The sequence below is a fragment of the Mesonia algae genome, from assembly GCF_003253545.1.
Classification (GTDB): domain Bacteria; phylum Bacteroidota; class Bacteroidia; order Flavobacteriales; family Flavobacteriaceae; genus Mesonia; species Mesonia algae.
Genome location: NZ_QKYV01000002.1, coordinates 56,048 through 80,626, shown reverse-complemented (window position 1 = coordinate 80,626; position 24,579 = coordinate 56,048). Strand labels below are relative to the sequence as shown.

General features: G+C 31.9%; 23 protein-coding genes. 4 read left to right on the top strand and 19 right to left on the bottom strand.

Annotated elements, in window-relative coordinates; all coding sequences use genetic code 11:
• Positions 1 to 5: 5 nt before the first annotated feature.
• The 19 genes from hisF to LX95_RS03475 form a co-directional block, all read right to left on the bottom strand.
• Complete coding sequence (hisF, locus tag LX95_RS03565; protein ID WP_111540069.1) at positions 6 to 761, bottom strand: imidazole glycerol phosphate synthase subunit HisF; 756 nt, start codon at positions 759 to 761, stop codon at positions 6 to 8.
• 200 nt (positions 762 to 961) lie between these two features.
• Positions 962 to 1,705: a 1-(5-phosphoribosyl)-5-[(5-phosphoribosylamino)methylideneamino]imidazole-4-carboxamide isomerase gene (gene hisA / locus LX95_RS03560; protein WP_111540068.1), complete on the bottom strand. Its 744-nt coding sequence runs from the start codon at positions 1,703 to 1,705 to the stop codon at positions 962 to 964.
• Positions 1,706 to 1,806: 101 nt separating this feature from the next.
• Positions 1,807 to 2,394, bottom strand: coding sequence for an imidazole glycerol phosphate synthase subunit HisH (hisH, locus tag LX95_RS03555; RefSeq protein ID WP_111540067.1), 588 nt, complete (start codon positions 2,392 to 2,394; stop codon positions 1,807 to 1,809).
• Positions 2,395 to 2,640: 246 nt separating this feature from the next.
• Positions 2,641 to 3,783, bottom strand: a complete 1,143-nt coding sequence (gene hisB, locus LX95_RS03550; protein ID WP_111540066.1) for a bifunctional histidinol-phosphatase/imidazoleglycerol-phosphate dehydratase HisB — start codon at positions 3,781 to 3,783, stop codon at positions 2,641 to 2,643.
• Between the two features lie 48 nt (positions 3,784 to 3,831).
• On the bottom strand, positions 3,832 to 4,884 hold the full coding sequence (gene hisC / locus LX95_RS03545) for a histidinol-phosphate transaminase (RefSeq protein WP_111540065.1): 1,053 nt from the start codon (positions 4,882 to 4,884) through the stop codon (positions 3,832 to 3,834).
• Between the two features lie 80 nt (positions 4,885 to 4,964).
• Positions 4,965 to 6,248, bottom strand: coding sequence for a histidinol dehydrogenase (gene hisD, locus LX95_RS03540; RefSeq protein WP_111540064.1), 1,284 nt, complete (start codon positions 6,246 to 6,248; stop codon positions 4,965 to 4,967).
• A 235-nt stretch (positions 6,249 to 6,483) separates the two neighbouring features.
• Positions 6,484 to 7,341: an ATP phosphoribosyltransferase gene (hisG, locus tag LX95_RS03535; protein ID WP_111540063.1), complete on the bottom strand. Its 858-nt coding sequence runs from the start codon at positions 7,339 to 7,341 to the stop codon at positions 6,484 to 6,486.
• A gap of 226 nt (positions 7,342 to 7,567) precedes the next feature.
• Positions 7,568 to 8,383, bottom strand: coding sequence for a prohibitin family protein (locus LX95_RS03530; RefSeq protein ID WP_111540062.1), 816 nt, complete (start codon positions 8,381 to 8,383; stop codon positions 7,568 to 7,570).
• An 18-nt stretch (positions 8,384 to 8,401) separates the two neighbouring features.
• Positions 8,402 to 10,429, bottom strand: a complete 2,028-nt coding sequence (locus tag LX95_RS03525) for a vWA domain-containing protein (protein ID WP_111540061.1) — start codon at positions 10,427 to 10,429, stop codon at positions 8,402 to 8,404.
• A gap of 23 nt (positions 10,430 to 10,452) precedes the next feature.
• Positions 10,453 to 11,199: a 3-oxoacyl-[acyl-carrier-protein] reductase gene (fabG, locus tag LX95_RS03520; protein ID WP_111540060.1), complete on the bottom strand. Its 747-nt coding sequence runs from the start codon at positions 11,197 to 11,199 to the stop codon at positions 10,453 to 10,455.
• Positions 11,200 to 11,310: 111 nt separating this feature from the next.
• Positions 11,311 to 14,289: a M16 family metallopeptidase gene (locus tag LX95_RS03515; RefSeq protein WP_111540059.1), complete on the bottom strand. Its 2,979-nt coding sequence runs from the start codon at positions 14,287 to 14,289 to the stop codon at positions 11,311 to 11,313.
• Between the two features lie 112 nt (positions 14,290 to 14,401).
• Positions 14,402 to 15,274: a succinate--CoA ligase subunit alpha gene (sucD, locus tag LX95_RS03510; RefSeq protein ID WP_111540058.1), complete on the bottom strand. Its 873-nt coding sequence runs from the start codon at positions 15,272 to 15,274 to the stop codon at positions 14,402 to 14,404.
• 104 nt (positions 15,275 to 15,378) lie between these two features.
• Positions 15,379 to 15,789 carry a nuclear transport factor 2 family protein gene (locus tag LX95_RS03505; RefSeq protein ID WP_245924719.1) on the bottom strand — a complete coding sequence of 137 codons (411 nt, stop codon included), beginning with the start codon at positions 15,787 to 15,789 and terminating at the stop codon, positions 15,379 to 15,381.
• Between the two features lie 2 nt (positions 15,790 to 15,791).
• Positions 15,792 to 16,727, bottom strand: a complete 936-nt coding sequence (locus LX95_RS03500) for a UDP-3-O-(3-hydroxymyristoyl)glucosamine N-acyltransferase (RefSeq protein ID WP_111540056.1) — start codon at positions 16,725 to 16,727, stop codon at positions 15,792 to 15,794.
• A 6-nt stretch (positions 16,728 to 16,733) separates the two neighbouring features.
• Positions 16,734 to 17,300: an elongation factor P gene (gene efp, locus LX95_RS03495; RefSeq protein WP_111540055.1), complete on the bottom strand. Its 567-nt coding sequence runs from the start codon at positions 17,298 to 17,300 to the stop codon at positions 16,734 to 16,736.
• Positions 17,301 to 17,312: 12 nt separating this feature from the next.
• Positions 17,313 to 18,095 carry an acyl-ACP--UDP-N-acetylglucosamine O-acyltransferase gene (lpxA, locus tag LX95_RS03490; protein WP_111540054.1) on the bottom strand — a complete coding sequence of 261 codons (783 nt, stop codon included), beginning with the start codon at positions 18,093 to 18,095 and terminating at the stop codon, positions 17,313 to 17,315.
• Between the two features lie 9 nt (positions 18,096 to 18,104).
• Positions 18,105 to 19,490 carry a bifunctional UDP-3-O-[3-hydroxymyristoyl] N-acetylglucosamine deacetylase/3-hydroxyacyl-ACP dehydratase gene (locus LX95_RS03485; RefSeq protein ID WP_111540053.1) on the bottom strand — a complete coding sequence of 462 codons (1,386 nt, stop codon included), beginning with the start codon at positions 19,488 to 19,490 and terminating at the stop codon, positions 18,105 to 18,107.
• A gap of 4 nt (positions 19,491 to 19,494) precedes the next feature.
• Positions 19,495 to 20,526 carry a UDP-3-O-(3-hydroxymyristoyl)glucosamine N-acyltransferase gene (lpxD, locus tag LX95_RS03480; protein ID WP_111540052.1) on the bottom strand — a complete coding sequence of 344 codons (1,032 nt, stop codon included), beginning with the start codon at positions 20,524 to 20,526 and terminating at the stop codon, positions 19,495 to 19,497.
• A 23-nt stretch (positions 20,527 to 20,549) separates the two neighbouring features.
• Positions 20,550 to 21,779 (bottom strand): HD domain-containing protein, encoded by a 1,230-nt coding sequence (locus tag LX95_RS03475; RefSeq protein ID WP_111540051.1) that lies wholly within the window; start codon positions 21,777 to 21,779, stop codon positions 20,550 to 20,552.
• 35 nt (positions 21,780 to 21,814) lie between these two features.
• Between LX95_RS03475 and porX the strand changes: the two genes are divergently transcribed.
• The 4 genes from porX to LX95_RS14715 all read left to right on the top strand — a co-directional run bounded on the left by porX (position 21,815) and on the right by LX95_RS14715 (position 24,544).
• Positions 21,815 to 23,362 (top strand): T9SS response regulator signal transducer PorX, encoded by a 1,548-nt coding sequence (gene porX / locus LX95_RS03470; RefSeq protein ID WP_111540050.1) that lies wholly within the window; start codon positions 21,815 to 21,817, stop codon positions 23,360 to 23,362.
• An 11-nt stretch (positions 23,363 to 23,373) separates the two neighbouring features.
• Entirely contained in the window at positions 23,374 to 23,781 is a 408-nt protein-coding gene (tsaE, locus tag LX95_RS03465) for a tRNA (adenosine(37)-N6)-threonylcarbamoyltransferase complex ATPase subunit type 1 TsaE (RefSeq protein ID WP_111540049.1), read from the top strand.
• Between the two features lie 162 nt (positions 23,782 to 23,943).
• Complete coding sequence (locus LX95_RS14675) at positions 23,944 to 24,090, top strand: hypothetical protein (protein WP_187248547.1); 147 nt, start codon at positions 23,944 to 23,946, stop codon at positions 24,088 to 24,090.
• A gap of 142 nt (positions 24,091 to 24,232) precedes the next feature.
• Entirely contained in the window at positions 24,233 to 24,544 is a 312-nt protein-coding gene (locus LX95_RS14715) for a hypothetical protein (protein ID WP_245924718.1), read from the top strand.
• The last annotated feature ends 35 nt before the right edge of the window (positions 24,545 to 24,579 follow it).

The window sequence follows — 24,579 nt, the reverse complement described above, 5'->3', positions numbered from 1 at the left end:
TTAATTTATCTTCTTACTAAGACTCCTTCTTTACTCAAAAAACTTTTTAATTCTGGTATTGCTATTTCTTTAAAATGAAATACACTTGCTGCTAAAGCTGCATCTGCTTTTCCTTCTTTAAATGTATCTGCAAAATGTTGCATATTTCCTGCACCTCCAGAAGCAATAATAGGTATATTCAACTCATTAGATAGTTTAGCCAAAGCTTCATTAGCAAATCCATTTTTAGTTCCGTCATTATTCATAGAAGTGAATAAAATTTCACCAGCTCCACGTTTTTCCACTTCTTTTGCCCAATCAAATAAGTTTAATTTAGTAGGTACTTTACCACCAACTAAATGCACAATCCATTCGTCATCAACTTGTTTTGCATCTATGGCTACTACCACACATTGACTACCAAATTTAGCTGAAAGCTCATTAATTAAATCTGGTCTTTTTACTGCGGAAGAATTAATAGAAACTTTATCTGCTCCAGATTGCAAAAGAATATCTACATCTTCTACCGAAGAAATACCTCCACCAACTGTAAACGGAATATTTACTTTCTCTGCTACGTGAAGTACCAAATTAGCTAGTGTTTTTCGTTTTTCTTCTGTAGCAGATATATCCAAAAAAACCAACTCATCTGCTCCATTTTCAGCATAAATTTGAGCTAATTCTACAGGATCTCCCGCATCCCGTAAATCTAAAAAGTTCACGCCTTTTACCGTTCTTCCGTTTTTAATATCTAGACAAGGAACTATTCTTTTGGTAAGCATAATATATTTTTTTTATTGAAATGTATTCAATGTTCTATTTTCTCTGTTGATGCAATGCTGAGTCAAGTTCAACATGACGTACTCTAGTTATTTTTAAATTTCGTCATTCCAGACTTGACCTAGGATCTCATCTTGTTTTTATCAATCATAAAGACTTCTCGACTCCGCTTAAAATGACATTTATACTTCTAATTTTATTATTAGTAGTTTAATATGTAATCTTCTAATTGTTTTAAAGAGATTCTGTTTTCATAGATGGCTTTACCAATAATTGTCCCTTCACAGCCCATTTCTGCAAGTTTAGGAAGCTCATCAAATGTTGAAATCCCTCCTGAAGCTATTAATTTGATTTTCTTGTCTCCGGTTGAAGTGACAGTTTCTTCTAATATTTTTTTATACAAATCAAAAGAAGGACCTTCTAACATACCATCTTTGCTAATATCAGTACAAATTACGTATTCAATTCCTTTTTCTTGGTAAGATTGAATAAAAGGAATTAACTCCTCTTTAGACTCTTCTTGCCAACCTGAAACTGCAATCATTTCATCTTTAGCATCTGCCCCTAAAATTATTTTTTCGGCTCCATATTTTTCAATCCAACTCTCAAAAATTACTTTATCCTTAACCGCAATACTTCCTCCGGTAATTTGTTTTGCTCCACTTTCAAAAGCAATTTTAAGATCTTCATCCGATTTTAGTCCGCCACCAAAATCAATATTCATTTTTGTTTTAGAGGCAATTTGTTCTAATATTTTATAATTTACAATGTGCTTACTTTTAGCGCCATCTAAATCTACTAAATGTAAATGCTGAATTCCGTGTGCTTCAAATTGCTTTGCAACCTCTAACGGACTTTCATTATATATTTTTTTAGTGTTATAATCTCCTTTTGACAGTCGTACACATTTACCGTCTATAATATCTATGGCAGGAATTATTCTCATTTTGTTTAAGCTTTTATATTTAATTAAAATATAATTATGATGTGATGCTGAATCAAGTTCAGCATGACGCTTTTTGTTATTTCAGTTTAAAATTAAACAGTTCAAATATTTATATTCAAAAAATTCTCTAATATCTTTTCTCCAGCGTTACTACTTTTCTCTGGGTGAAACTGAACTCCGTAAAAATTATCTTTTTTCAATGCCGAAGCGTATGGTAAATCATAATTAGTTTCAGCAATCATTTCTGAACATTTTTCAGCATAAAAACTATGGACTAAATACATAAACTCGTTTTCTTTTACACCCTTAAAAAGCTCTGATTTTAAATTGTTTATTTGGTTCCACCCAATTTGCGGAACTTTTACTTGGTTTGAAAAACGTTTTACTTTAACATCAAAAATACCAAGTCCGTTTGTATCTCCTTCTTCCGAATAATTACACATTAACTGCATCCCTAAACAAATACCTAAAACGGGTTGTTTTAGCTGTTGTATAATTTTATCTAGACCTGTAGACTTTAACATTTGCATAGCGCTACTTGCCTCTCCCACTCCAGGAAATATCACTTTATCTGCTTGCAGAATTTCTTCTACATTATGAGATAAAACTGCTTCAAAACCTAGCCGTTGAATAGCAAATTTTATACTTTGTATGTTTCCTGCTCCGTAATTAATAATGACTATTTTCATTTTCTATTGGTAATTGATAGTTAGAATTGAGTACTGAGTTCTTATTTCATAAAACCTTACTCAAATGAGATGCTGAATCAAGTTCAGCATGACGTACTCTAGGTTATATTTAAATTTCGTCATTCCAGACTTGATCTGGAATCTCATCCTGTTTTTTTATTCAACTTAACTTTTATCAACCTGATGTGATACTGAATCAAGTTCAGTATGACTAATTTTCTCATCTCTAAAATCCTCAATTCTATTTTATAACATTCCTTTAGTGCTTGGCAAGATCATTTTTTCTGTATCTCTTTTTACAGCAACTTTTATAGCTTTAGCAAAGGCTTTAAAGATGGCTTCAATTTTATGATGCTCATTAGTACCTTCTGCTTTTATATTTAAATTTGCTTTAGCTCCATCTGTAAACGATTTAAAGAAGTGATAAAACATTTCTGTTGGCATTTTACCTACCATTTCTCGTTTAAAATCTGCTTCCCAAACTAACCAATTTCTACCACCAAAATCTATGGATACTTGCGCAAGACAATCATCCATAGGTAGGCAAAATCCGTAACGTTCAATACCTAATTTGTTACCTAAAGCTTGATTAAAAACTTCTCCTAAAGCAATAGCCGTATCTTCTATAGTATGATGTTCATCTACTTCTAAATCTCCTTTTACTTGAATAGTTAAATCCATTTGACCGTGACGAGCAATTTGATCTAACATATGATCAAAAAAAGCAATACCAGTATCTATCTTACTTTTTCCTGTACCGTCTAAATTTAAATCGATAAAAATATCTGTTTCATTGGTTTTTCTAGAAATTTGAACAGATCTATCATTCAGTTTTAAAAACTCATAAATCTGTTTCCAAGAGTTAGTTTCTAATGCTATGGCATTTTCTACTTTACTTTTATCATTTTTAATTTCATCTGCACCTAATTCTACGTGAGTGTTAATGAAAATTCCTTTTCCTCCAAAATTGTAAGCAAATTCAACATCTGTTAAACGATCACCTACCATAAAAGAGTTCTCTAAATCGTATTTCCCTTCTTCTAAATATCCTTTTTTTTGTAATAAACCAATATTTGGTTTTCTGGTATCTGCATTATCTTTAGCAAAAGTTTTGTCAATTAAACTTTCTTTAAATGTTGCTCCTTCATTAGCAAATACGTTTTCTATAAAATTTTGAATTGGCCAAAATTCTTTTTCAGGAAAACTATCGGTTCCTAAACCGTCTTGATTAGTTACCATCACTAATTCAAAATCTAACTCTTTTGCAATTTTAGAAACATAGTAAATAGCCTCTGGATAAAATTCTAATTTTTCTAATCTATCTACTTGGTAATCTTCTGGTTCTTGAATTAAAGTACCATCACGATCTATAAAAAGTATTTTTTTCATTTTTATTTTCTTTGGATGAGATCCCAAATCAAGTCTGGGATGACATATTTATTTATCTAAAGTTTGTAAAACTTCTATTAACTTCTTATTTTCTTGTTTTGTACCCACGGTAAAACGCAATGTATTTTCACATAGAGGCTGGTTAGTTCTATTTCTAATCACAATTCCTCTTTCTAACAATTGATTGTATCTTTTAGTAGCATCATCTACTTTTACCAATACAAAGTTAGCATCTGTAGTGTAAACCGTTTCTATAAAACCTATTTGCTCCAAATTAGAGATCATTTTTTCTCTTTCAATGATAATAGTTTCTACTTCGTTAAAAACTTCATCAAACGCTAAAACACGCTCTAATGCTTTTTGTTGAGTTAATTCATTAACATTATAAGGAGGTTTTATTTTATTTAAAACAGAAATTATTTCTGCGGAAGCATAACAAACGCCTAACCTTACTCCTGCCATCCCATATGCTTTAGAAAGGGTTTGAGTAATAATAATATTTGGGTAAATATCTAAGAAGTTAATCCAACTTTCATAAGAAGAGAAATCAATATATGCTTCATCTATTACTACAATTCCATTAAAATTTTCAATTAAAGTTTTAATAGATCGTGCATCAAAAGCATTTCCTGTTGGGTTGTTAGGATTACAAATAAAAATAAGCTTTGTAGTTTCTGTAACTTCATTTAGAATTGATTTTATATCTAATTCATAATCTACAGTAAGTAAAACTTCTTTATTTTCTACATTATTAATACCAGCCAATACGTTGTACATTCCGTAAGTTGGCGGCAAAGTAAGGATGTTATCTATTTGAGGTTCACAAAATGCTCTAAAAATTAAATCTAAAACTTCATCACTACCATTCCCTAATAAAACTTGCTCTGGTTTTAGGTTTTTCAGTTTTGCTAAAGCCAATTTTAAATCACGCTGTTGCGGATCTGGATAACGATTTACTCCGTTTTCAAACGGGTTTTCATTTGCATCTAGAAAAACCATATCTGTTCCGTTGGCTTTATATTCATCTCTTGCTGACGAATATGGTTTTAGTTTTTGAACGTTAGCACGTACCAGATTTTGTATATTGAAAATTTTATTCATTTTGAATCTATCCTTGATGATGAGATACTGATACAAGTTCAGTATGACGTTTTATTTAAAGTTTTCTCTATATTATTGCCTTACTCTAAACTTTTTAATCTTAAAGTTACAGCATTTTTATGCGCTTGCAAACCTTCTGCTTCTGCCATTAATTCAATAGCTTCCCCTATGGTTTTAATTCCATTTTCATCAATTTTTTGAAAAGTCATACTCTTCTGAAAACTATCTAAATTTACACCACTATATTGTCTAGCATAAGCATTAGTTGGTAACGTATGGTTAGTACCTGAAGCATAATCTCCAGCACTTTCTGGTGTGTAATTGCCAATAAACACAGAACCTGCATTTTCAATTCCGTCAACAAAAAATTCTTCGTTTTCTGCTACTACAATAAAATGTTCTGGAGCATATTGATTAATTAAGTTTAAAGCTACTTCATCATCTTTTACCAAGATAAGTTTAGAATTTTCAATAGCTTTAGTAGCAATTTCTTTTCTTGGCAATTTCTCTAATTGACTTTGTACTTCTTTTTCTACTTTCTCTAAAATATATTCAGAAGTAGTTACCAAAATAACTTGGCTATCTGCACCGTGTTCTGCTTGAGAAAGTAAATCTGATGCTACAAAACTTGCGTTAGCGGTTTTATCTGCAAATACCAACAATTCTGAAGGCCCAGCAGGCATATCTATAGCTACATCAAATCTAGTTGCCAATTGTTTGGCTACCGTAACAAATTGGTTACCTGGACCAAAAATTTTGTACACTTTAGGTATACTTTCTGTACCAAAAGTCATTCCTGCAATTGCTTGAATACCGCCAACTTTAAATATTTTAGTAACTCCGCATAAGTTCGCAGTATATAAAATAGCTGGATTTATTTTACCTTCTTTATTAGGTGGTGTACACAACACAATCTCTTTACAACCTGCTAAATTAGCTGGTATAGCTAGCATTAAAATTGTTGAAAATAAAGGAGCTGAACCACCTGGAATGTATAAACCTACTTTTTGAATAGCTCGTTTTTCTTGCCAACATTTTACCCCACTTTGCGTCTCAACTTCTACCTTATCTGTTTTTTGAGCAGCGTGAAATTTGGTAATATTTTCTTTAGCAAGTTGTATAGCATTTTTTAACTCGGTAGAAATTTTCTTTTCTGCTTGTTCAATTTCTTCTGCAGAAACTTCAATATTACTTATAGAAGTACCATCAAACAAACTTGTATATTTTGCAATGGCTTGATTTCCTTTTGCTTTTACTTCTGTAAAAATCTCGTTAACCGTTGCCTCAATATCATCTATGGTCTGTGTTGGTCTTTTTAAGACTTCTTGCCAATTTTCTTGAAGCGGATTTTTTATGATTTTCATATTTATGTTTTTTATCTCTCGACTTCTCTCGAAATGACAGACTATATTTATTTTATTGCTTCGTCATCCCAGACCTGATCCGGGATCTCATCTATCTTATTTCAATTTTATATCGCTGATGTGATGCTGAATCAAGTTCAGCATGACGCGTTTTAATTTTTTTATTTATGAATTTATACCTAATACAAGAACACAATTCGACACGCTCAGTGTGACAATTCAGCTAAATAAAAATTTACAACACCATTTTTTCTATTGGACAAATAAGGATTCCTTCTGCTCCGTTATTTTTTAACTCATCAATTACTTCCCAAAAAGCTTCTTCATTAATAACTGAGTGTAAAGAACTCCAACCTTCTTTTGCAAGTGGTAAAACAGTTGGACTTTTCATACCTGGTAAGATTTTTATAATATCTTCAATTTTACTATTAGGAGCGTTTAACAATACATATTTAGAAGTTCTTGCTTTTAAAACCGATTGAATTCTGAATTGTAATTTCTCTAAAATTTCATTTGCTTCTACAGATATTCTAGGAGAAACTGCTAAAACAGCTTCGCTAGTTAAAATTTGCTCTACTTCCTTTAAATTATTTTTAAATAAAGTACTACCGCTAGAAACAATATCTACAATAGCATCTGCCAAACCAATGCTTGGCGCAATCTCTACAGAACCTGATATTTGGTGTAAATCTGCTGTAATATTTTGTTTAGCTAGGTAGTTTTTGACAGTGTTTGGGTAAGAAGTAGCAATTTTTTTGCCTTGTAAAACTTGAATTCCGCTATAAGTTTGTTCCTTAGGTATGGCGATAGAAACTTTACATTTAGAAAAACCTAGCTTTTCTATAATTTGTAAATCTTCTCCTTTTTCTATCAATAAATTTTCACCTACAATAGCAATATCTACCACTCCATCTCTTAAATATTGAGGAATATCGCCATTTCTTAAATATAGAACTTCTAAAGGGAAATTACGAGCAGATGCTTTAAGCTGCTCCTTCCCATTATCTATATAAATACCAGCTTCTTTTAATACTTTAACGGAGTCTTCGTTCAATCGTCCTGACTTTTGAATCGCAATTTTTAATTTTTTCATTTAGGTAAATTATAGTTTGAATAATTGCAGACAGGAAACAAAAAACCCGTTTGAAATTACTCAAACGGGTTTGTAAATTATTTTTGAATTACATCAAATACAAAATCACCTCGCTTGAGCGTGGATATGAAAATGATGATGATGTAAATTTAAATTTCTCATTGTGGGTACAAACTTAGAGATTATTTTTCAAAAAAATGGGTTTTTAGATAACTTTAGTATTTGTCTAATTATTTCCTAATATAAGTGGCATACCATTATCTGAATTACCGATAATCACAGTTTTTGCATTATTCGATTTAGAAAGTTCTATAGTGGCCTGAATTCCTTTTTCTTGTAATACTTTATCGGTAAGAGACTGGCTTAGGATGCTATTTGCTCTAGCTTTACCTTCAGCTTCAATCTTTTGACGTTCTGCTTCTTTTGTAGCTTTAGTCAGCCTAAATTCATATTCTAAAGATTCTTGCTCTTGTCTTAACTTACGCTCAATAGCATCTTTAATGGTTGTTGGTAAAGACACATCTCGCACCAATACTTCATTAACTTGTACATACTGATCTTTTAAAAGAATTTGAGTTTCTTCTAAGATTTCATTTTGTATCGCTTCTCTTTTACTGGCATACAATTGTTCAGGACTATACCTCCCTACCACTGCTCTAGCTGCAGATCTTACAGCAGGTTTAAGTAAACGCTCAATATATTTTTCTCCTTTTTCTTTATGTAATTTTCCTAAATCTGCATATTTAGGTTGAAACCAAGTTGAGGCATCTAATCTAATTTCCAATCCGTTAGAACTTAAAACTTGCATTTTTTCTTCTAAAGATTGTTGTCTTGCTTCATAAACAAAAACACTGTTCCAAGGAGCAACAAAGTGAAACCCCTCACTTAATGGCGGCTCATCGGCTACAACTCCACCATCAAAAGTTTTATAAAGTACTCCTGCCTCTCCAGAGCCAATAGTTACTGTACTTTTAAAAATTAAAATAACTACTACAATCCCAATAAATACTATTGGTAATGCTATTTTTGGTAATCTTTCCATATAATTTTACTTATTAATTTATATTAATCCTTTATATTTTCGGAAGAACCATTCCGCCGAAAGGCAAATTATAATTATACCTAAAAGGATTTTCCAATCTATTAAACTGCTTTTTTTAACCTCGCTTTTTTGAACGGGTTGGTATTTTTTGTTTTCAAGAAGTTGCTTAAAAAGTTGCTCGCTTTCAGATAAAAAATAAATTTTATCTTGACTTACTTGTGTCAGTTTCTCTACATCTGCATTTAAAAACTGCTTTTCTACTTCAAAATCTATAATGGTAAAACTGCCTGTTTTCTGAATATTTTCCTCTTCAGTAAAAACTTTGTAAGTATAATCACCAGGTTGAAGCTGACTTAAATTCACCTCATAAGTATTGTCCTGAAGTATAAAAGGGTATTCATTATTCTTTTTAGTTTCTTTTTCTTTTACTGAAATATTTAATTTTGCACGATCATCAAAAGCATAGTTTTTATCAAAATATCCTGCCTGAATTATGATTTTATCTCCGAAATTATAAAATGGTTGTGCATCTACTGTTAGACGCTCTCTTCGTTTATTTGAAGAAAGGTATTGAATTAGCTTTCCTAAAAAATCATCATAACTTTCAAAACTTTTTTGCTGAACAAAGCTTTTAGAACGCCATTGCCAACTATTTTCTCCGAATAAAAAACCTGTTTTTCGTTGATTTTCTTCTAAGGTTGCAATTACAGGAGTTTTGGTTTTTATTCCGTTTATATTCTGGTAAAGCAGTATTTGCGGTGTTTTATTAAAAGATATTCCGCCAAAGTAATCTTGTAAAGGAGGGAAACTACCAAATTGAATATCGGGTTGCTGAAAACTACTATAATCCGAATTGTAACTGGGTTGAAATTCTTCTAATTGAGTAAATATTTCTTTACGGAAATTATCCTGACTCCTATTTAAAAAATCATAGTCAGTTTTTGTTCCTGTAATAATAAAAGAGTTTAAATTTTCCTTAGCAACTTGATCAAAGATAGTCTTAAAAAGAGGATTAGGTTGATATAAGATAACTAATTGATAGTCTAACAAACTTCCTCGGAAATTAGAAACGAGTTCTATATTAGCTTCCCTTTGTTGATTACTCTCTATAGACTTTTTAAGAGAACCTAGATCTGGATGTAAAAACGATGATAAAATTAAAACCTTCGTTTTTTCATCGATCACTTCTACCAAAAACTTTTTAGTGTTATTAGCTATATTTTTCTCATTGTCGATCGTTTCTACACTAACTGTATAATTGAGTAAACCAATTTGATTGGCTGGTAATTTTATTTGTAGAATTTCGCTTTTATCTTCTTTAGAAAATGTGACTTTCTGTGAAAAAACAGTTGAATTACCTAATTGAATAGAAACCTCTTTTTGCACTGCTTTTTCTCCTTTATAATTTAAAAAAAGTTCTACAGGGAATTTATTATTTAGAAAGGCATATTTATTTACATTGACTCTTTCAATCTTTAAGTCACTATAACTCGTCGTATCACCTACCGCAACTGCATAGATATCTTGTGGAAACTGAGAAGCTTTATACAAATAATCTTCGCCATAGGTTTGATTCCCGTCGGTTACTAAAACGGTGGGTGTTATTTGGTTTTCATAAATGTCTGCTAAATCATAGAATAAAGGAGTAATTTGGGTTTTGTTTTCCGTAAAGGAAAGTGTATCTAATTTTTTAATTTGCTCCCCGAAGCTATAATAATGAACATTAAACTTTTTTTGTAATTCTTGGTGCTCTTTAATTTGTTGTACGAAGGAAGAAACCTTATTTTCTTCTTTAAAGTAAGCTATAGAGGAAGAATTATCTATCGCTACAACGAGGTTCGGTTTTTCTGTAGAAAGTTGAAGGGATTCTAAAGTTGGATTAATCAACAATAGAAAGAGTGAAAAGAGACTTAAAAAACGCAAAACACTGAAAATGATCCAGTGTTTTGGGCGTTTCTTTTTTTTATTGAATAAATAAAATAATAAAGACAAACCTAACGCTGCAATTGCAGATAGAATAATAAAAATTAGGGTTTGTCCTGACATTAAGTTACTTTATAATTGATTGGTTAGGTAAGCATACCGCCATCTACATTTAATACTTGTCCTGTAATGTAACCACTAAGGTCACTACCTAAAAATACGCAAGCATTAGCTATGTCTTCTGGGCTACCTCCTCGTTTTAAAGGAATAGCATTTCTCCAACCTTCAACCGTTTTTTCGTCAAGTTTTGCAGTCATTTCTGTTTCAATAAATCCTGGCGCAATAACATTAGTTCTAATGTTACGAGAACCTAATTCTAAAGCCATAGATTTAGAAAAACCAATCATACCTGCTTTAGAAGCTGCATAATTTGCTTGGCCTGCATTTCCTTTTACTCCAACTACAGAACTCATATTAATAATGCTTCCTTTACGTTGCTTAAGCATAGTACGCTGTACTGCTTTAGTCATGTTAAAAATTGATTTTAAGTTAACTTCTATAACTTTATCAAAATCTTCTTCGGTCATACGCATTAACAAATTGTCTTTGGTAATCCCTGCATTATTTACTAAAATATCTATACTAGAAAAGTCTTTATTTACGTCTTCTATTAGTTTCTGAGCATCTTCAAAATTGGCTGCATTACTTTTGTAACCTTTTGCTTTAATCCCTAAATCGGTTAATTCTTTTTCTAAATCTTGAGCTGCTTCTACAGAAGAACTATAAGTAAAAGCTACATTTGCGCCGTGCTGAGCAAATATCATGGCAATTCCTTTACCTATTCCTCTACTAGCTCCAGTAATAATTGCATTTTTTCCTTCTAATAATTTCATAGTTGATGGTGTAATTAATAACCTAGCCTCAAATATAAGCAACTATAGCGGGAAGGCATAAAAAAACCTCTTGAGATTTCAAGAGGTTTTCATATTTGTAAGGAGTTATATTTATAACTTTAATTTATCTCCAGATTTTTCATAGTTAAACAAATAATCTACATCTAATTCTTCTACTTTCCCTAGTTTAGAAAGCGATTGCATATCTACATCTTTCTTGTTTCCTATTACTAATACATTATATTCTTGTCCTTTAATATTGTTGTTGAAGAAAGTTTTTAAATCTTCTAAAGACATGCCTTTAATAGTATTGTACATTTCTTTTCTATAATCTTCCTCTAAGCCTCTTTTCTTTAAACTTTCATAATTCCAGAAAATAGATGTTTTAGTAATTCTATTAGCAGCAATTTGTTTTAACGCCGCTTCTTTAGCCGACTGAAATTGCTCTTCAGCTTCTGGCATATTGGTCATTAACTCCATCATGGCATCTACGGCTTGTGGCATCTTGTTGGCTTGAGTCCCTATATAAGCCATTACATAATTTGGCTTTTCCTTTTCATTTGCCATTTGGTAAGATGAATAGGCAGAGTAAGCTAAAGATTTTGATTCTCTAATTTCTTGAAAAACAATAGAGGAAAGACCGCTACCAAAATAGGTATTAAACAATTCGGTTGCTGCCATATTTTCAGCATCAAATTTATCTCCTTTTGCTAAGAAAACCATTTCACTTTGCACCATATCGTAATCTACAAAGTACACTTTACCGCCAGTTTCTACCTCATTAAACTTTTTAGCTTCTGGGTATTCCTTTAATTCACTTGGCAATTGGTGTTCTTTATCTAAAGAAGTAATGGCCTTATCTAAATCTTTTCCGTAATAAAAAATACGTTGTTTGTAATTACGTAAATCTTTAACTTTCTGAACCAATTCTTGTGGGTCTTTAGATTTTAATTCAGCAGCTGAATAAATATCTCTTAACCTAGATTCTTCTCCATATTTACCGTAGTTCATTAATCCGTTAAATAAAATATTTCCTTTTTGTGTTTTATTATCTTCACGACCTTTTAAAATCTGCTCTACATACTTGTCATAGGTTTCTTGATTAGCTTCCGCATTTTGCCAAAGATCTTCTAGAAGTGATAAACCTGCTGGTAAATTCTCTTTTAAACCAGATAAACCAACGTAAGTTTTATCTGTTCCTGAGTTTACAGAATAATTAATTCCTAATTTATAGAATTCTTGTTTTACTTGCTCGGGTGATAACTTATTTGTTCCTAAATAATCTAGATAACCAGCAGCTAGAGAAATTTCTTTGTCGTTATCTTGACCCATATCAAAAATAAAGTACAAGTTGAACAAATCATTGTTTTCATTTTCTATGTAAGCTACGGGTAATCCGTTTTTGGTTTCTGAATTTCCTATAGCTTTTTTATAGTCAATATATTGTGGCTCTAAGGCAGGAGATTCTTCTTTGTTAAAATTTTGAATGAATACAGATTGCTTATCGCGATTTAATTTTACTGGAGTTATTCCTGGGTTTTCAACTTTAGCGATGTTTGCATCTTCTCCTTTACGTTTATATACGGCAACATAATTGTCGTTGTAGTGCTCGTTAGCATAATTTACTAGTTCTTCTTTAGTAACTGATTTTAAACCTTCTATAAAATCTAATCTAGACTGCCAATCTTGAAAATGTATAAAAGCATCCATATAGGCGTAAGCTGTAGATGAAGCATTTTCATATTCACGAATTTCTGAAAGTTTTAAATCATTAATAACCGCTTCTATCAACCAATCATCAAACTCTCCCTTTTTTATTTTTTCAACTTCTTCTAAGAGTAAAGCTTGAACTTCTTCTAGTGTTTGGTTTGCTTTTGGCATTCCGTAAAGGAGATGAAAACCGTAATCGTTATCAAAGTTTGTAAACGAAGATGCATTTTGTACTTTTTGCTGCTGATTTAAATCTAAATCGATTAAACCCGCTTGAGAATTTGCTAAAATATAATCGATTAAAGTTACTATTTTTTCATCCTTGCTACCTATTCCTCCAGTTCTAAACGCAACATACACCGACTCTGATGTTGGTCCAAAAACTTCCTTTTCTATTGGAGAGGTAATAGGTTGTTCTTTCTTAAATGTTGGATGAGTAACCTCCTTCTTCTCATAGCTTCCAAAAGCGTCATTTACTTTTTTTATAGTTCCATCAAAATCTATATCCCCTACCAAAACCACTGCCATATTATTTGGCACGTAATAAGTATTGAAATAATTATGAATAGCTTCCATAGATGGATTTTTTAAATGTTCAGACTTACCAATGGTGCTTTGCGTACCATAAGGGTGAGTTGGGAACAAACCTTCTAAGGTAGCTTGGTATTGCTTACGACCATCGCTATCTTGACCGCGATTAAATTCTTCATAAACCGCTTCTAATTCTGTATGGAATAAACGTAAAACTAATGTACTAAAACGTTCACTTTCTACTTGTAACCATTTATTTAATTCATTTGAAGGAATTTTATTTACATAAACCGTTTGTTCATTAGAAGTAAATGCATTCGTACCCTCTGCTCCCAAAGAGGCTACCATTTTATCATATTCATTAGCAATAGAATATTCTGAAGCTTTTTGAGAAACACTATCTATTTGTTTATAAAGATTCAGTTTTTTCTCCTCGTCTTTTTCAGCTTTATGCATTTCATATAGATCTGAAATACTGTCTAAGAGTACTTTTTCTTTTTCCCAATCTTGGGTTCCAATTTTATGGGTTCCTTTAAAAACCATATGCTCTAAGTAATGAGCCAATCCTGTATTATCTGCAGGATCATAAGTAGAGCCAGCTCTTACAGCAATTAAAGTTTGAATTTTAGGTTCTTCTTCATTTTTCCCTAAATAAACTTTAAGTCCGTTGTCTAAGGTATACAGTCTAAGTCCTGTAGGGTCGTCTTTAAATGTTTGATAAGCAAATCCCGCATCATCTGTATGCTGATACTTATTTTCATCTGAAGTTTCATTTTCTTTCTTTTCGCCACAACTGATAATTGCTAAACTAGATAAGAAAAGAAAAAATGGTAAATAGATTTTTTTCATTATTTTAAATAATTTGTTAAGAGATGGTTAAAAATAAAAAAAGTTCGTTAGTAAATACTTACTAACGAACTTTTATATAAAGTAAATTTGTTAAAATTTAACAAATTTTATATTAACCTAATACTTCAGCTACTTTTTTACCTATTTCTGCTGGAGAATCTACTACGTGAATACCACATTCTCTCATAATTTTCTTTTTAGCTTGAGCCGTATCTTCACTACCTCCTACAATAGCTCCTGCGTGTCCCATGGTTCTTCCTGCTGGAGCAGTTTCTCCTGCGATAAAACCTACGATTGGCTTTTTAGAACCACTTGCTTTGTACCACTCTGCAGCATCTGCTTCTAATTGACCTCCAATTTCTCCGATCATTACAACACATTCAGTCTCTTCGTCATTAATCAATAACTCAACAGCTTCTTTTGTTGTAGTCCCAATAATTGGATCTCCACCAATACCTATGGCAGTAGTTATACCTAATCCTTGTTTTACAACTTGGTCTGCAGCTTCATAAGTTAATGTACCAGATTTAGATACAATTCCTACTTTTCCTTTCTTGAAAACAAAACCTGGCATAATACCAACTTTAGCTTCACCTGGAGTAATTACACCTGGACAGTTAGGACCTATTAATCTACATTCTTTATCTTTAATATATTCTGCAGCTTTAATCATATCTGCAACGGGAATACCTTCTGTAATGGTAATGATTACTTTAATACCTGCGTCTGCTGCTTCCATAATAGCATCTGCTGCAAAAGCTGGTGGTACAAAAATAATAGTAGTATCTGCATTAACTTCTTTCACCGCTTCGGCTACAGTATTAAAAACAGGCTTGTCTAGGTGTTTTTGCCCTCCTTTTCCTGGAGTAACTCCACCTACTACATTTGTACCGTATTCAATCATTTGTTCAGCGTGAAAAGTTCCTTCACTTCCGGTAAAACCTTGAACGATTATATTTGAATCTTTATTTACTAAAACACTCATTTTACTAGTTGGTTTTATTAATTGTTTTCTATTTCAGTTTACTACGTCTTATTTTATAAGTAGCTGCGCAAAGGTAACTTTTTTACTACAGCTTTGAAAAAAAATTAGGCTTTTACCTTCTCATAAGAATTATCTTTTTCGTCTTGATCCTTAAAAGGCTGACTTACTTGATATCCTCGGTATAATTTTTCATCTTTAATCTCCCAAATACAAATAAAATGAGCAATTCCTATTTCTTCATCAGGATTCTCTATAGGATGCACATAATACTTATAACGAATGGTTACAGTATCATTGTCTTGAAGTAAGTGACTTACTTCAATTTTAAGTTCTTTATAGTTTTTTCTAATATCTGCGAAAAAGTCAGAAATTTTATCAAAACCTAGATTAGTAAGACCTTCAATTCCATTCCACGTTAAAACAGCATTTGGGTGAAAGTATTTTTCTATGATTGATGCATCATTTGCTATATCTGAATCATAAAATTCTCTAACAATATCCTTAGCTTGTTTCATCATTACAACTTATCTATTTTTTCAATTAAACTTGGTATTAAGCGTATAGAAGCAATTTCTTTATATTTTTTTCTAAAACTGTCTGCTGGCGTCCCAAAATAAGAAGTATTTCCCGCAAGTGATTTACTTACTCCGCTTTGCGCGGAAATAACTGCTTTTTTACCAATAATAATTCCGCTAGTAATCCCTACTTGTCCCCATATAGTCACTTCATCTTCTATAACTACACAACCAGCAATACCTACTTGAGAAGCTATCAAACACTTCTTACCAATTATCGTATCATGACCTATCTGTACTTGATTATCTATTTTAGAACCTTCACCAATTGTAGTTTCTCCAGTTACTCCTCTATCAATAGTACAAGCAGCTCCTATATCTACGTTATCTTCAATAACCACTTTCCCTCCAGATTTTAATTTATCAAAACCTTCAGGTCTGTTTTTGTAATAAAAAGCATCACCACCTAAAACAGTTCCTGCATGTATGGTAACATTATCGCCTATAAACGTATGATCATAAATACTCACATTAGAATGAATAATACAATTCTTACCAATGCGAACGTGATTACCAATAAATACATTTGGCTGAATGGTTGTTCTCTCTCCTACTTCCGCGGAAGCTGAAATTTGTTGAGTAGAATTTTTAAAGGGTTTAAAAAACGTTGTGAGTTTATTAAAATCTCTAAATGGATCGTCTGAAATTAATAAAGCTTTTCCTTTTGGACATTCTACGTTCTTATTGATAAGAATTACCGTCGCAGCGGAATTTAAAGCTTTATCGTAGTATTTTGGATGATCTACAAATACAATATCTCCTTCCCTAACGACATGGATCTCATTCATTCCCCATACAGGAAAATCTTTATCGCCTACAAACTCTGACTGAATAATTGTGGCAATTTGCTGAAGGGTATGTTGTTGAGGGAAATTCATCTCAAATTACTCTTTGATACGTTCTTTGTAAGTTCCTTTATCGGTTTCTACCTTTATTTTATCTCCCTCATTTATAAAAAGTGGAACGTTTACCTCTGCACCAGTTTCTACTGTTGCAGGTTTTGTAGCATTCGTTGCTGTATTTCCTTTTACACCAGGTTCTGTGTGTGTTACTTCAAGAATTACACTTGGTGGCATTTCTACAGAAAGCGGCATATTATCTTCTGAATTGATAATTACTGTTACCACTTCCCCTTCTTTTAATAATCCAGGAGTGTCTAAAGCAGACTCTAATAATCTAATTTGAGTATAATCTTCAGTATTCATAAAATGATAAAATTCTCCATCATTATATAAAAATTGAAATTTATGAGTTTCTACACGAACATCTTCAATTTTATGACCTGCAGAAAAAGTGTTTTCTAAAATTTTTCCGTTAGTAACACTTTTCATTTTCGTTCTTACAAATGCTGGACCTTTTCCTGGTTTAACATGTAAAAACTCTATAATTTTATATATATCATGATTGTATTTAATACACAATCCGTTTCTAATATCGCTAGTCGTTGCCATTCTGTTTTGTTTTTAGTTTGAAAAATAACCTTTCATAATTCCTCGCTGAGAGTTTTTGATAAACTCTAAAATATCATCTCTCTCTGGTGTAGCTTCCATTTCAGCTTCAATAATAGTAACTGCTTGAGAGTTGTTATAATTCTTTTGGTATAAAATTCTATATATATCTTGAACTTCTCTAATCTTTTCGGTAGTAAAACCTCTTCGGCGTAAGCCTATAGAGTTAATTCCTACATATGATAAAGGTTCTCTTGCTGCTTTTACAAATGGAGGTACATCTTTTCTTACTAAAGAACCACCCGTTATAAAAGCGTGGCTTCCAATACTACAAAACTGCTGTATTGCTGTCATCCCCGCTAAAATAACGTAGTCTCCTACATTAATGTGTCCTGCAAGGGTACTGTTATTAGAAAAAATACAATTGTCACCTACAATACAATCGTGTGCAATATGACAATAAGCCATAATCCAACAATTGTTTCCTACAACCGTTTTCATACGGTCTGAAGTTCCTCTATTAATGGTAACGCACTCTCTTATAGTAGTGTTGTCTCCAATAATAGTAAGCGTATCTTCATCATTAAACTTTTTATCTTGTGGAACTGCAGAAATTACTGCTCCAGGAAAAATGCTAACATTCTTACCAATTCTAGCACCTTCCATTATGGTTACGTTAGAACCAATCCAACTTCCTTCTCCTATTACTACATTATTATGAATCGTTGTAAAAGGCTCAATTACAACATTTTTTGCGATTTTTGCACCTGGGTGCACATATGCCAAAGGTTGGTTCATAAAATTAAATTATTTTGATTTTACTATTTGTGCCATTAACTCTGCTTCGGCACATAATTTTCCATTAGTATATGCATAACCTTGCATATGACAAATCCCTCTTCGAATTGGAGAAATTAAGTGACATCTAAAAATTAGAGTATCTCCTGGAACTACTTTTTGTTTAAACTTAACGTTATCTATTTTCATAAAATAGGTTAAGTAATTTTCTGGATCTGGAACGGTACTTAAAATAAGAATTCCACCTGTTTGGGCCATTGCTTCTACAATAAGAACACCAGGCATAACTGGAGCTCCTGGGAAGTGACCTTTAAAGAACTCTTCATTCATAGTCACATTTTTTGTTCCCAAAACGTGATTATCTGTTAGTTCAAAAATCTTATCTATTAACAACATAGGTTGTCTATGTGGTAACATTTTCATGATTTGATTGACATCCATTAACGGAGCCTGATTCAAATCTACTTGAGGAACTTGATTTCGCTTTTCAGCTTTGATCTTTTTTGCCATTTTCTTTGCAAACTCAGTGTTTACTTTATGTCCTGGCTTATTGGCAATAATTCTTCCTTTTATTCTTGTTCCTATTAAAGCTAAATCACCAATAATATCTAGTAATTTATGTCTCGCTGCTTCATTAGGGTGATGAAGAGTTAAGTTATCTAAAATTCCATTAGATTTTACTGAAATTTCATCTTTATCAAAAACTTTCTTTAGTTTTTCCATTGTTTCTGGAGACAATTCTTTGTCCACATAAACTATAGCATTATTTAAATCTCCTCCTCGAATAAGGCCGTGATCTAATAAGGTTTCTATTTCATGTAAGAAACTAAAAGTTCTTGAATCTGCTATTTCTTCTTTAAACTCTTTAAGGTTTTTAATGCTAGCATTTTGAGTACCTAATACTTTAGTGCCAAAATCTACCATGGTGGTAATTTCATAATCACAAGCAGGAACTACCATAATTTCACTCCCGGTTTCTTCATCTACATAACTTGTGATTTCTTTTACCTCGTAGATCTCTCTTTCACTTTCTTGCTCTTTTACTCCTGCTTGCTCTAAAGCTTCTACAAAATATTTAGAAGAACCATCCATAATAGGAGGTTCACTAGCATCCATCTCTATAAGTACGTTATCAATTTCTAGACCTACACAAGCAGCTAATACATGTTCTGAGGTTTGTATTTGAACTCCGTTTTTCTCTAAAGAAGTACCTCGTTGTGTATTTACAACATAAGCTGCTTCAGCAGGTAAAGAAGGATGACCTTCTAAATCCATTCTTTTAAAAACATAGCCATGATTTTCAGGAGCTGGCTTAAAAGTTAAGTTTACCTCTTTTCCTGTATGAAGTCCTACACCTTTTAAAGAGACCTCTTTTTGGATAGTTTGTTGTTTCATTTTTTTAAGCTTTCTTACTATTTAGCTGTTTTTCTACTTGATTTAATCTATTGATCGATTTTGATAAATTTTTAAAATGCACATAAGATTTATTAAAATCTCCGTAATTTAAAGCAGGAGAACCTTGTAAAACCTCATCATCTTTTACATTTCTACCTATACCAGATTGTGCTTGTATTTTAACTCGATCCCCAATTCTTATGTGCCCAACAATACCTACTTGCCCACCAATAATACAGTTTTTACCAATTTTAGTAGAACCTGCAATACCCGTTTGTGCAGCAATAGCAGTATGTTCACCAATTTCTACATTATGAGCTATTTGAATTTGGTTATCTAATTTTACTCCTTTTCTTATTATGGTAGAACCTAATGTAGCACGATCTATCGTTGTGCCTGCTCCTATATCTACATAATCTTCAACGATAACATTTCCTATTTGAGGAACCTTTTGGTACTCTCCACTCTCATTGGGCATAAAGCCAAATCCGTCTGCACCAACTATAACGCCACTATGAATTACACAGTAATTACCTATAATAGATTCTGAATATATTTTTGCTCCAGCAAAAACAATTACATTATCTCCTATTGTTACATTATCACCTATATAAGCATTAGGGTAAACTTTTACATTATTACCTAACTTTACATTATTACCTATATATGCAAATGCTCCTAAATAAATATTATCTCCATAATTTGAAGACTCCCCTATAAAACTAGGTTGCTCTATTCCAGATTTATTTAGTTTTACTTGATTATAATATTCTAAAAGTGTCGTAAACGATTTGTATGAATCTTCTACCTTTATAAGCGTAGTGTCGACTGGTTTTTCTAGAACGAAATCTTTATTGACTATACAAATAGATGCATTAGTACTGTAAATAAAAGATTCGTATTTTGGATTAGAAAGAAAAGTTAGTGACCCTTCGGTGCCTTCTTCAATTTTGGCAAGCTGAGAAACTTCTACCTCAGGATTACCATGAATCTCCCCTTCTAATATTTCGGCTATTTGTGCTGCTTTAAATTTCATTCTGACAAAAATAGAAAAAAATGTTAATCTTTTTGTTTTGGATAGCAGATATAATATTTTACAACAGCTTTTGATAATGCATCTAAGTTTAATTGATCTGAAACTTTTGCTACATCGCTTATCTTCCCGTTCTTATGTAAAATATTTATATTCTCTAAGTTAGTATTATATGCAAGGTTAGCAACTTTACCTGTAAAAACAAAATAAGAAGCCTCTTCTTCGCTAATATTATACTTTTCAATTAATCTTTTTAAATGTCGTTCTTTTTTCTTTTCAGAAACGGGTTGCTTTTTTAATTTTACCTTCAACAAATCTCGATCTATGACCATTTTACATAAATTACTTAACACAAAGTCATCTATATAAACCCATTCTTTCATGGCCGACACAATATCGTAATCATCTAACTTGCTGAATATATCTAGAGTCTCTTCCGTAAAGTTATCTTGAGCAATTTCATTATTTAAAAAATAATTTAAAGCTCTACTCGCATGAAGCTTAACTCCCGTACTAGATAAATATTTAGCTCTTTTTAAAACTCTAATTAACAGTTGCTCTGCACCTAAACTAGTTTTGTGCAAATACACTTGCCAATACATAAGTCTTCTAGCTACTAAGAATTTTTCTACTGAATAAATTCCTTTTTGTTCTACCACTAACTCATCATTAACAACATTTAGCATGGTAATGAGTCGCTCACTATTAATACTACCTTCGGCAACACCTGTATAGAAACTATCTCGTTTTAAATAATCTAAGCGGTCTACATCGAGCTGACTTGCAATTAGCTGCTTAAAAAATTTTCTGTGATATTCACCTTTAAAGATCTGAATAGCCAACGTTAAACTTTGGTTAAAGTCAGCATTCATTTTTTCCATAAATTGAAGCGAAATTGACTCGTGACTAATCCCATTTACAATACTATGTTCCATAGCATGAGAGAAAGGTCCGTGTCCAATATCGTGCAACAATATAGCAATAAGTAAAGCTTCTTCTTCTTTGTCTGAAACCTTAACTCCTTTAAATCTAAGCACATCTAAAGATTTTCTCATAAGATGCATGCAACCTAAAGCATGATGAAATCGAGTATGATGAGCTCCTGGATATACCAAATAAGACATGCCCATTTGAGATATTCTTCTTAAGCGTTGAAAATATGGATGCTCGATAATATCAAAAATCCGTTCGTTGGGAATGGTAATAAATCCGTAAATTGGATCGTTTAATATTTTAAGTTTGTTTCTCTGATTCAAATCAAAAATTTAATAATTAAAGCAAATATACATATATGAACCATATCAAAGTACTTTGGGTAGATGACGAAATAGATTTATTAAAACCTCATATTATTTTTTTAGAAGGAAAAGGCTACAATGTAACCACATGCCAAAGTGGAACTGAAGCAATTGAGGAGGTAAATGAAAATAATTTTGATATTGTATTATTAGATGAGAATATGCCTGGTTTAACCGGACTAGAAACCTTATCGGAAATAAAATCAAAACGCAGCACACTTCCTGTAGTAATGATTACCAAAAGCGAAGAGGAATATATTATGGAGGAAGCTATTGGTTCTAAAATAGCCGATTACCTTATTAAGCCTGTTAATCCCAATCAAATTCTATTAAGTTTAAAGAAAAATTTAGACCACTCGCGCTTAGTTTCAGAAAAAACTACTTCTAACTATCAACAAGAGTTTAGAAAAATCGCAATGGATATGTCTATGGTTAACACTTTTGAAGAATGGGCAGAAATTTATCAACGTTTAGTTTACTGGGAACTGCAGTTAGAAAATATTGAAGACACTGGAATGTTTGAAATTCTAGAATCTCAAAAAACTGAAGCCAATAGTCAATTTTGTAAATTTGTAGAGAAAAATTACACCACTTGGTTCGATGGCGATGATAAGCCAGTTATGTCTCATACTTTATTTAAAGAAAAAGTAGTTCCGCAACTTAATAAAGAACAACCTACACTCTTAGTGGTAATTGACAATCTCCGTTATGATCAATGGCGTGCTTTTGAGCCAATAGTTAATAATTATTACAAAAAAGAAAGTGAGATTCCTTTCTATAGTATTTTACCTACAGCAACCCAATATGCTAGAAATGCCATTTTTTCGGGCTTAATGCCTTCCGATATGGAAAAGAAACATCCAGAATGGTGGTTAAATGATACAGATGACGGAGGTAAAAACTTGCACGAAGAAGATTTTCTTATTGCCCAAATGAAACGCTTAGGCTTAGATTATAAAACTGCATACCATAAAATAACTAGCCTTAAAGGCGGAAAAAAGTTGGTAGACAACTTTAAATCGCAAAAAGAAAACGATTTAACCGTTGTAGTTTACAATTTTGTTGATATGCTTTCACACTCAAAAACAGAAATGGAAGTTATAAAAGAATTGGCTTCTAACGATAAGTCTTATCGTTCGTTAACCGAAAGCTGGTTTAAAAATTCACCTTTACTAGAGATTATACAGCAAGCACAACAATTAGGATTTAAATTAATTATCACAACAGACCACGGAACTATTAATGCTAAGAATCCTTCTAAAGTCATCGGTGACAAAAACACGAGTCTTAATTTACGCTACAAAACAGGAAAAAGTCTCACATATGAAGATAAAGACGTAATTGCAGCTAAAAACCCCAAAGACTTTCACTTGCCAAGTATAAATATGAGCAGTTCTTTTATCTTTGCAAAAGGAGATCTTTTCTTTGCTTACCCTAATAACTACAATCACTATGTGAGTTATTATAGAAACACTTATCAACACGGTGGGGTTTCTTTAGAAGAAATGATTATTCCTTTTTCAGTACTCAAACCTAGATAAATTGAGAAGTAATGCAAATAGAATATAACTTATCAGAAATTTCTGATGTTGCAAAAAAAATTATAAAAGTGTCTTCTAGCAAGACACTTTTATTTTATGGAGAAATGGGAGCAGGAAAAACCACTCTTATCAAAGAAATTGTAAAACAATTAGGATCTCTTGATAAAGTAAGCAGCCCAACCTTTTCTTTAGTGAATGAATACAAAGGAATAAATAATCCTATTTTTCACTTTGACTTTCACAGAATAGAGAATGAAGATGAAGCTTACGATATAGGATTTGAAGAGTATCTAGAGTCACAAAATTGGTGCTTAATAGAATGGCCGCAAAATGTGGGAAATTTATTACCATTAGACAAACATGAAATTTACATCTCTAAATTGAGTGAATTAAAAAGAAAACTAAATTTTAAGAATTAACGTATATTTACTGAATACTTTAGTTGAAGTAAAGCGCTGTAAATAACTGTAAATCAATGGTTTTTTGTTTAAAAAATTTGCAAAGGTACGGCAAAGATAATTAACATTTTTAACTATTTTGTTCATAGGTTTGTATCATAAATAATCAAAAAAACAAACACCATGAATACAAAAAACTTTATCTTCGCTATTGCAACTTTAGGATTTTTAGCAACATCTTGTAGCCCACAAGCCATTGATGAACACACAACGCAAGACAACATCAAATCGATCGAAAAGAAAGACGTCAAAATCCCTACTAACGGGTAGTTTAATTGCGCTAGTTATAGCGGCAACACCTTATATATTTTATATTTACAAAAGTTTCCCAAGCACAGATAGCTGGGAAACTTTTTTATTTACTTTTCAAAGTAATTTTTACGAAAACGTAAGTGTAAGCGTATGGACAATTATGGGGAAATTTGTCCCTATCTTACTGCTTATAATTTGGTTTACAACATGTAAGCACTGGTGGTATCATGTGATACTTATACCTATAGGAATGTATTTATTTCAACTGGTTAGTGTTATTAATGATGATATAACATATTTTGACGTTGTTGAAATCTGGTTCTTAATACCCATAATGGCGGTAATTGTACCTGTGGTCTATTTAATTAGAGCTAAACTTTTCGCCAGTATTCATAGAAATGATCTTGATGATATAGAAGAAGAGTTGTTAAAACAAAAAGGCTTTTTTGGTCAAATAAAGGATCTTTTTTAACTGTACTTCTTCAAACACTTGTAGGTTTCTTCTTT

Coding starts and splice junctions, on each gene's coding strand:
- hisF (WP_111540069.1), bottom strand. CDS start 761: ATGCTTACCAAAAGAATAGTTCCTTGTCTAGATATTAAAAACGGAAGA.
- hisA (WP_111540068.1), bottom strand. CDS start 1,705: ATGAGAATAATTCCTGCCATAGATATTATAGACGGTAAATGTGTACGA.
- hisH (WP_111540067.1), bottom strand. CDS start 2,394: ATGAAAATAGTCATTATTAATTACGGAGCAGGAAACATACAAAGTATA.
- hisB (WP_111540066.1), bottom strand. CDS start 3,783: ATGAAAAAAATACTTTTTATAGATCGTGATGGTACTTTAATTCAAGAA.
- hisC (WP_111540065.1), bottom strand. CDS start 4,884: ATGAATAAAATTTTCAATATACAAAATCTGGTACGTGCTAACGTTCAA.
- hisD (WP_111540064.1), bottom strand. CDS start 6,248: ATGAAAATCATAAAAAATCCGCTTCAAGAAAATTGGCAAGAAGTCTTA.
- hisG (WP_111540063.1), bottom strand. CDS start 7,341: ATGAAAAAATTAAAAATTGCGATTCAAAAGTCAGGACGATTGAACGAA.
- LX95_RS03530 (WP_111540062.1), bottom strand. CDS start 8,383: ATGGAAAGATTACCAAAAATAGCATTACCAATAGTATTTATTGGGATT.
- LX95_RS03525 (WP_111540061.1), bottom strand. CDS start 10,429: ATGTCAGGACAAACCCTAATTTTTATTATTCTATCTGCAATTGCAGCG.
- fabG (WP_111540060.1), bottom strand. CDS start 11,199: ATGAAATTATTAGAAGGAAAAAATGCAATTATTACTGGAGCTAGTAGA.
- LX95_RS03515 (WP_111540059.1), bottom strand. CDS start 14,289: ATGAAAAAAATCTATTTACCATTTTTTCTTTTCTTATCTAGTTTAGCA.
- sucD (WP_111540058.1), bottom strand. CDS start 15,274: ATGAGTGTTTTAGTAAATAAAGATTCAAATATAATCGTTCAAGGTTTT.
- LX95_RS03505 (WP_245924719.1), bottom strand. CDS start 15,789: ATGAAACAAGCTAAGGATATTGTTAGAGAATTTTATGATTCAGATATA.
- LX95_RS03500 (WP_111540056.1), bottom strand. CDS start 16,727: ATGAATTTCCCTCAACAACATACCCTTCAGCAAATTGCCACAATTATT.
- efp (WP_111540055.1), bottom strand. CDS start 17,300: ATGGCAACGACTAGCGATATTAGAAACGGATTGTGTATTAAATACAAT.
- lpxA (WP_111540054.1), bottom strand. CDS start 18,095: ATGAACCAACCTTTGGCATATGTGCACCCAGGTGCAAAAATCGCAAAA.
- LX95_RS03485 (WP_111540053.1), bottom strand. CDS start 19,490: ATGAAACAACAAACTATCCAAAAAGAGGTCTCTTTAAAAGGTGTAGGA.
- lpxD (WP_111540052.1), bottom strand. CDS start 20,526: ATGAAATTTAAAGCAGCACAAATAGCCGAAATATTAGAAGGGGAGATT.
- porX (WP_111540050.1), top strand. CDS start 21,815: ATGAACCATATCAAAGTACTTTGGGTAGATGACGAAATAGATTTATTA.
- tsaE (WP_111540049.1), top strand. CDS start 23,374: ATGCAAATAGAATATAACTTATCAGAAATTTCTGATGTTGCAAAAAAA.
- LX95_RS14675 (WP_187248547.1), top strand. CDS start 23,944: ATGAATACAAAAAACTTTATCTTCGCTATTGCAACTTTAGGATTTTTA.
- LX95_RS14715 (WP_245924718.1), top strand. CDS start 24,233: ATGGGGAAATTTGTCCCTATCTTACTGCTTATAATTTGGTTTACAACA.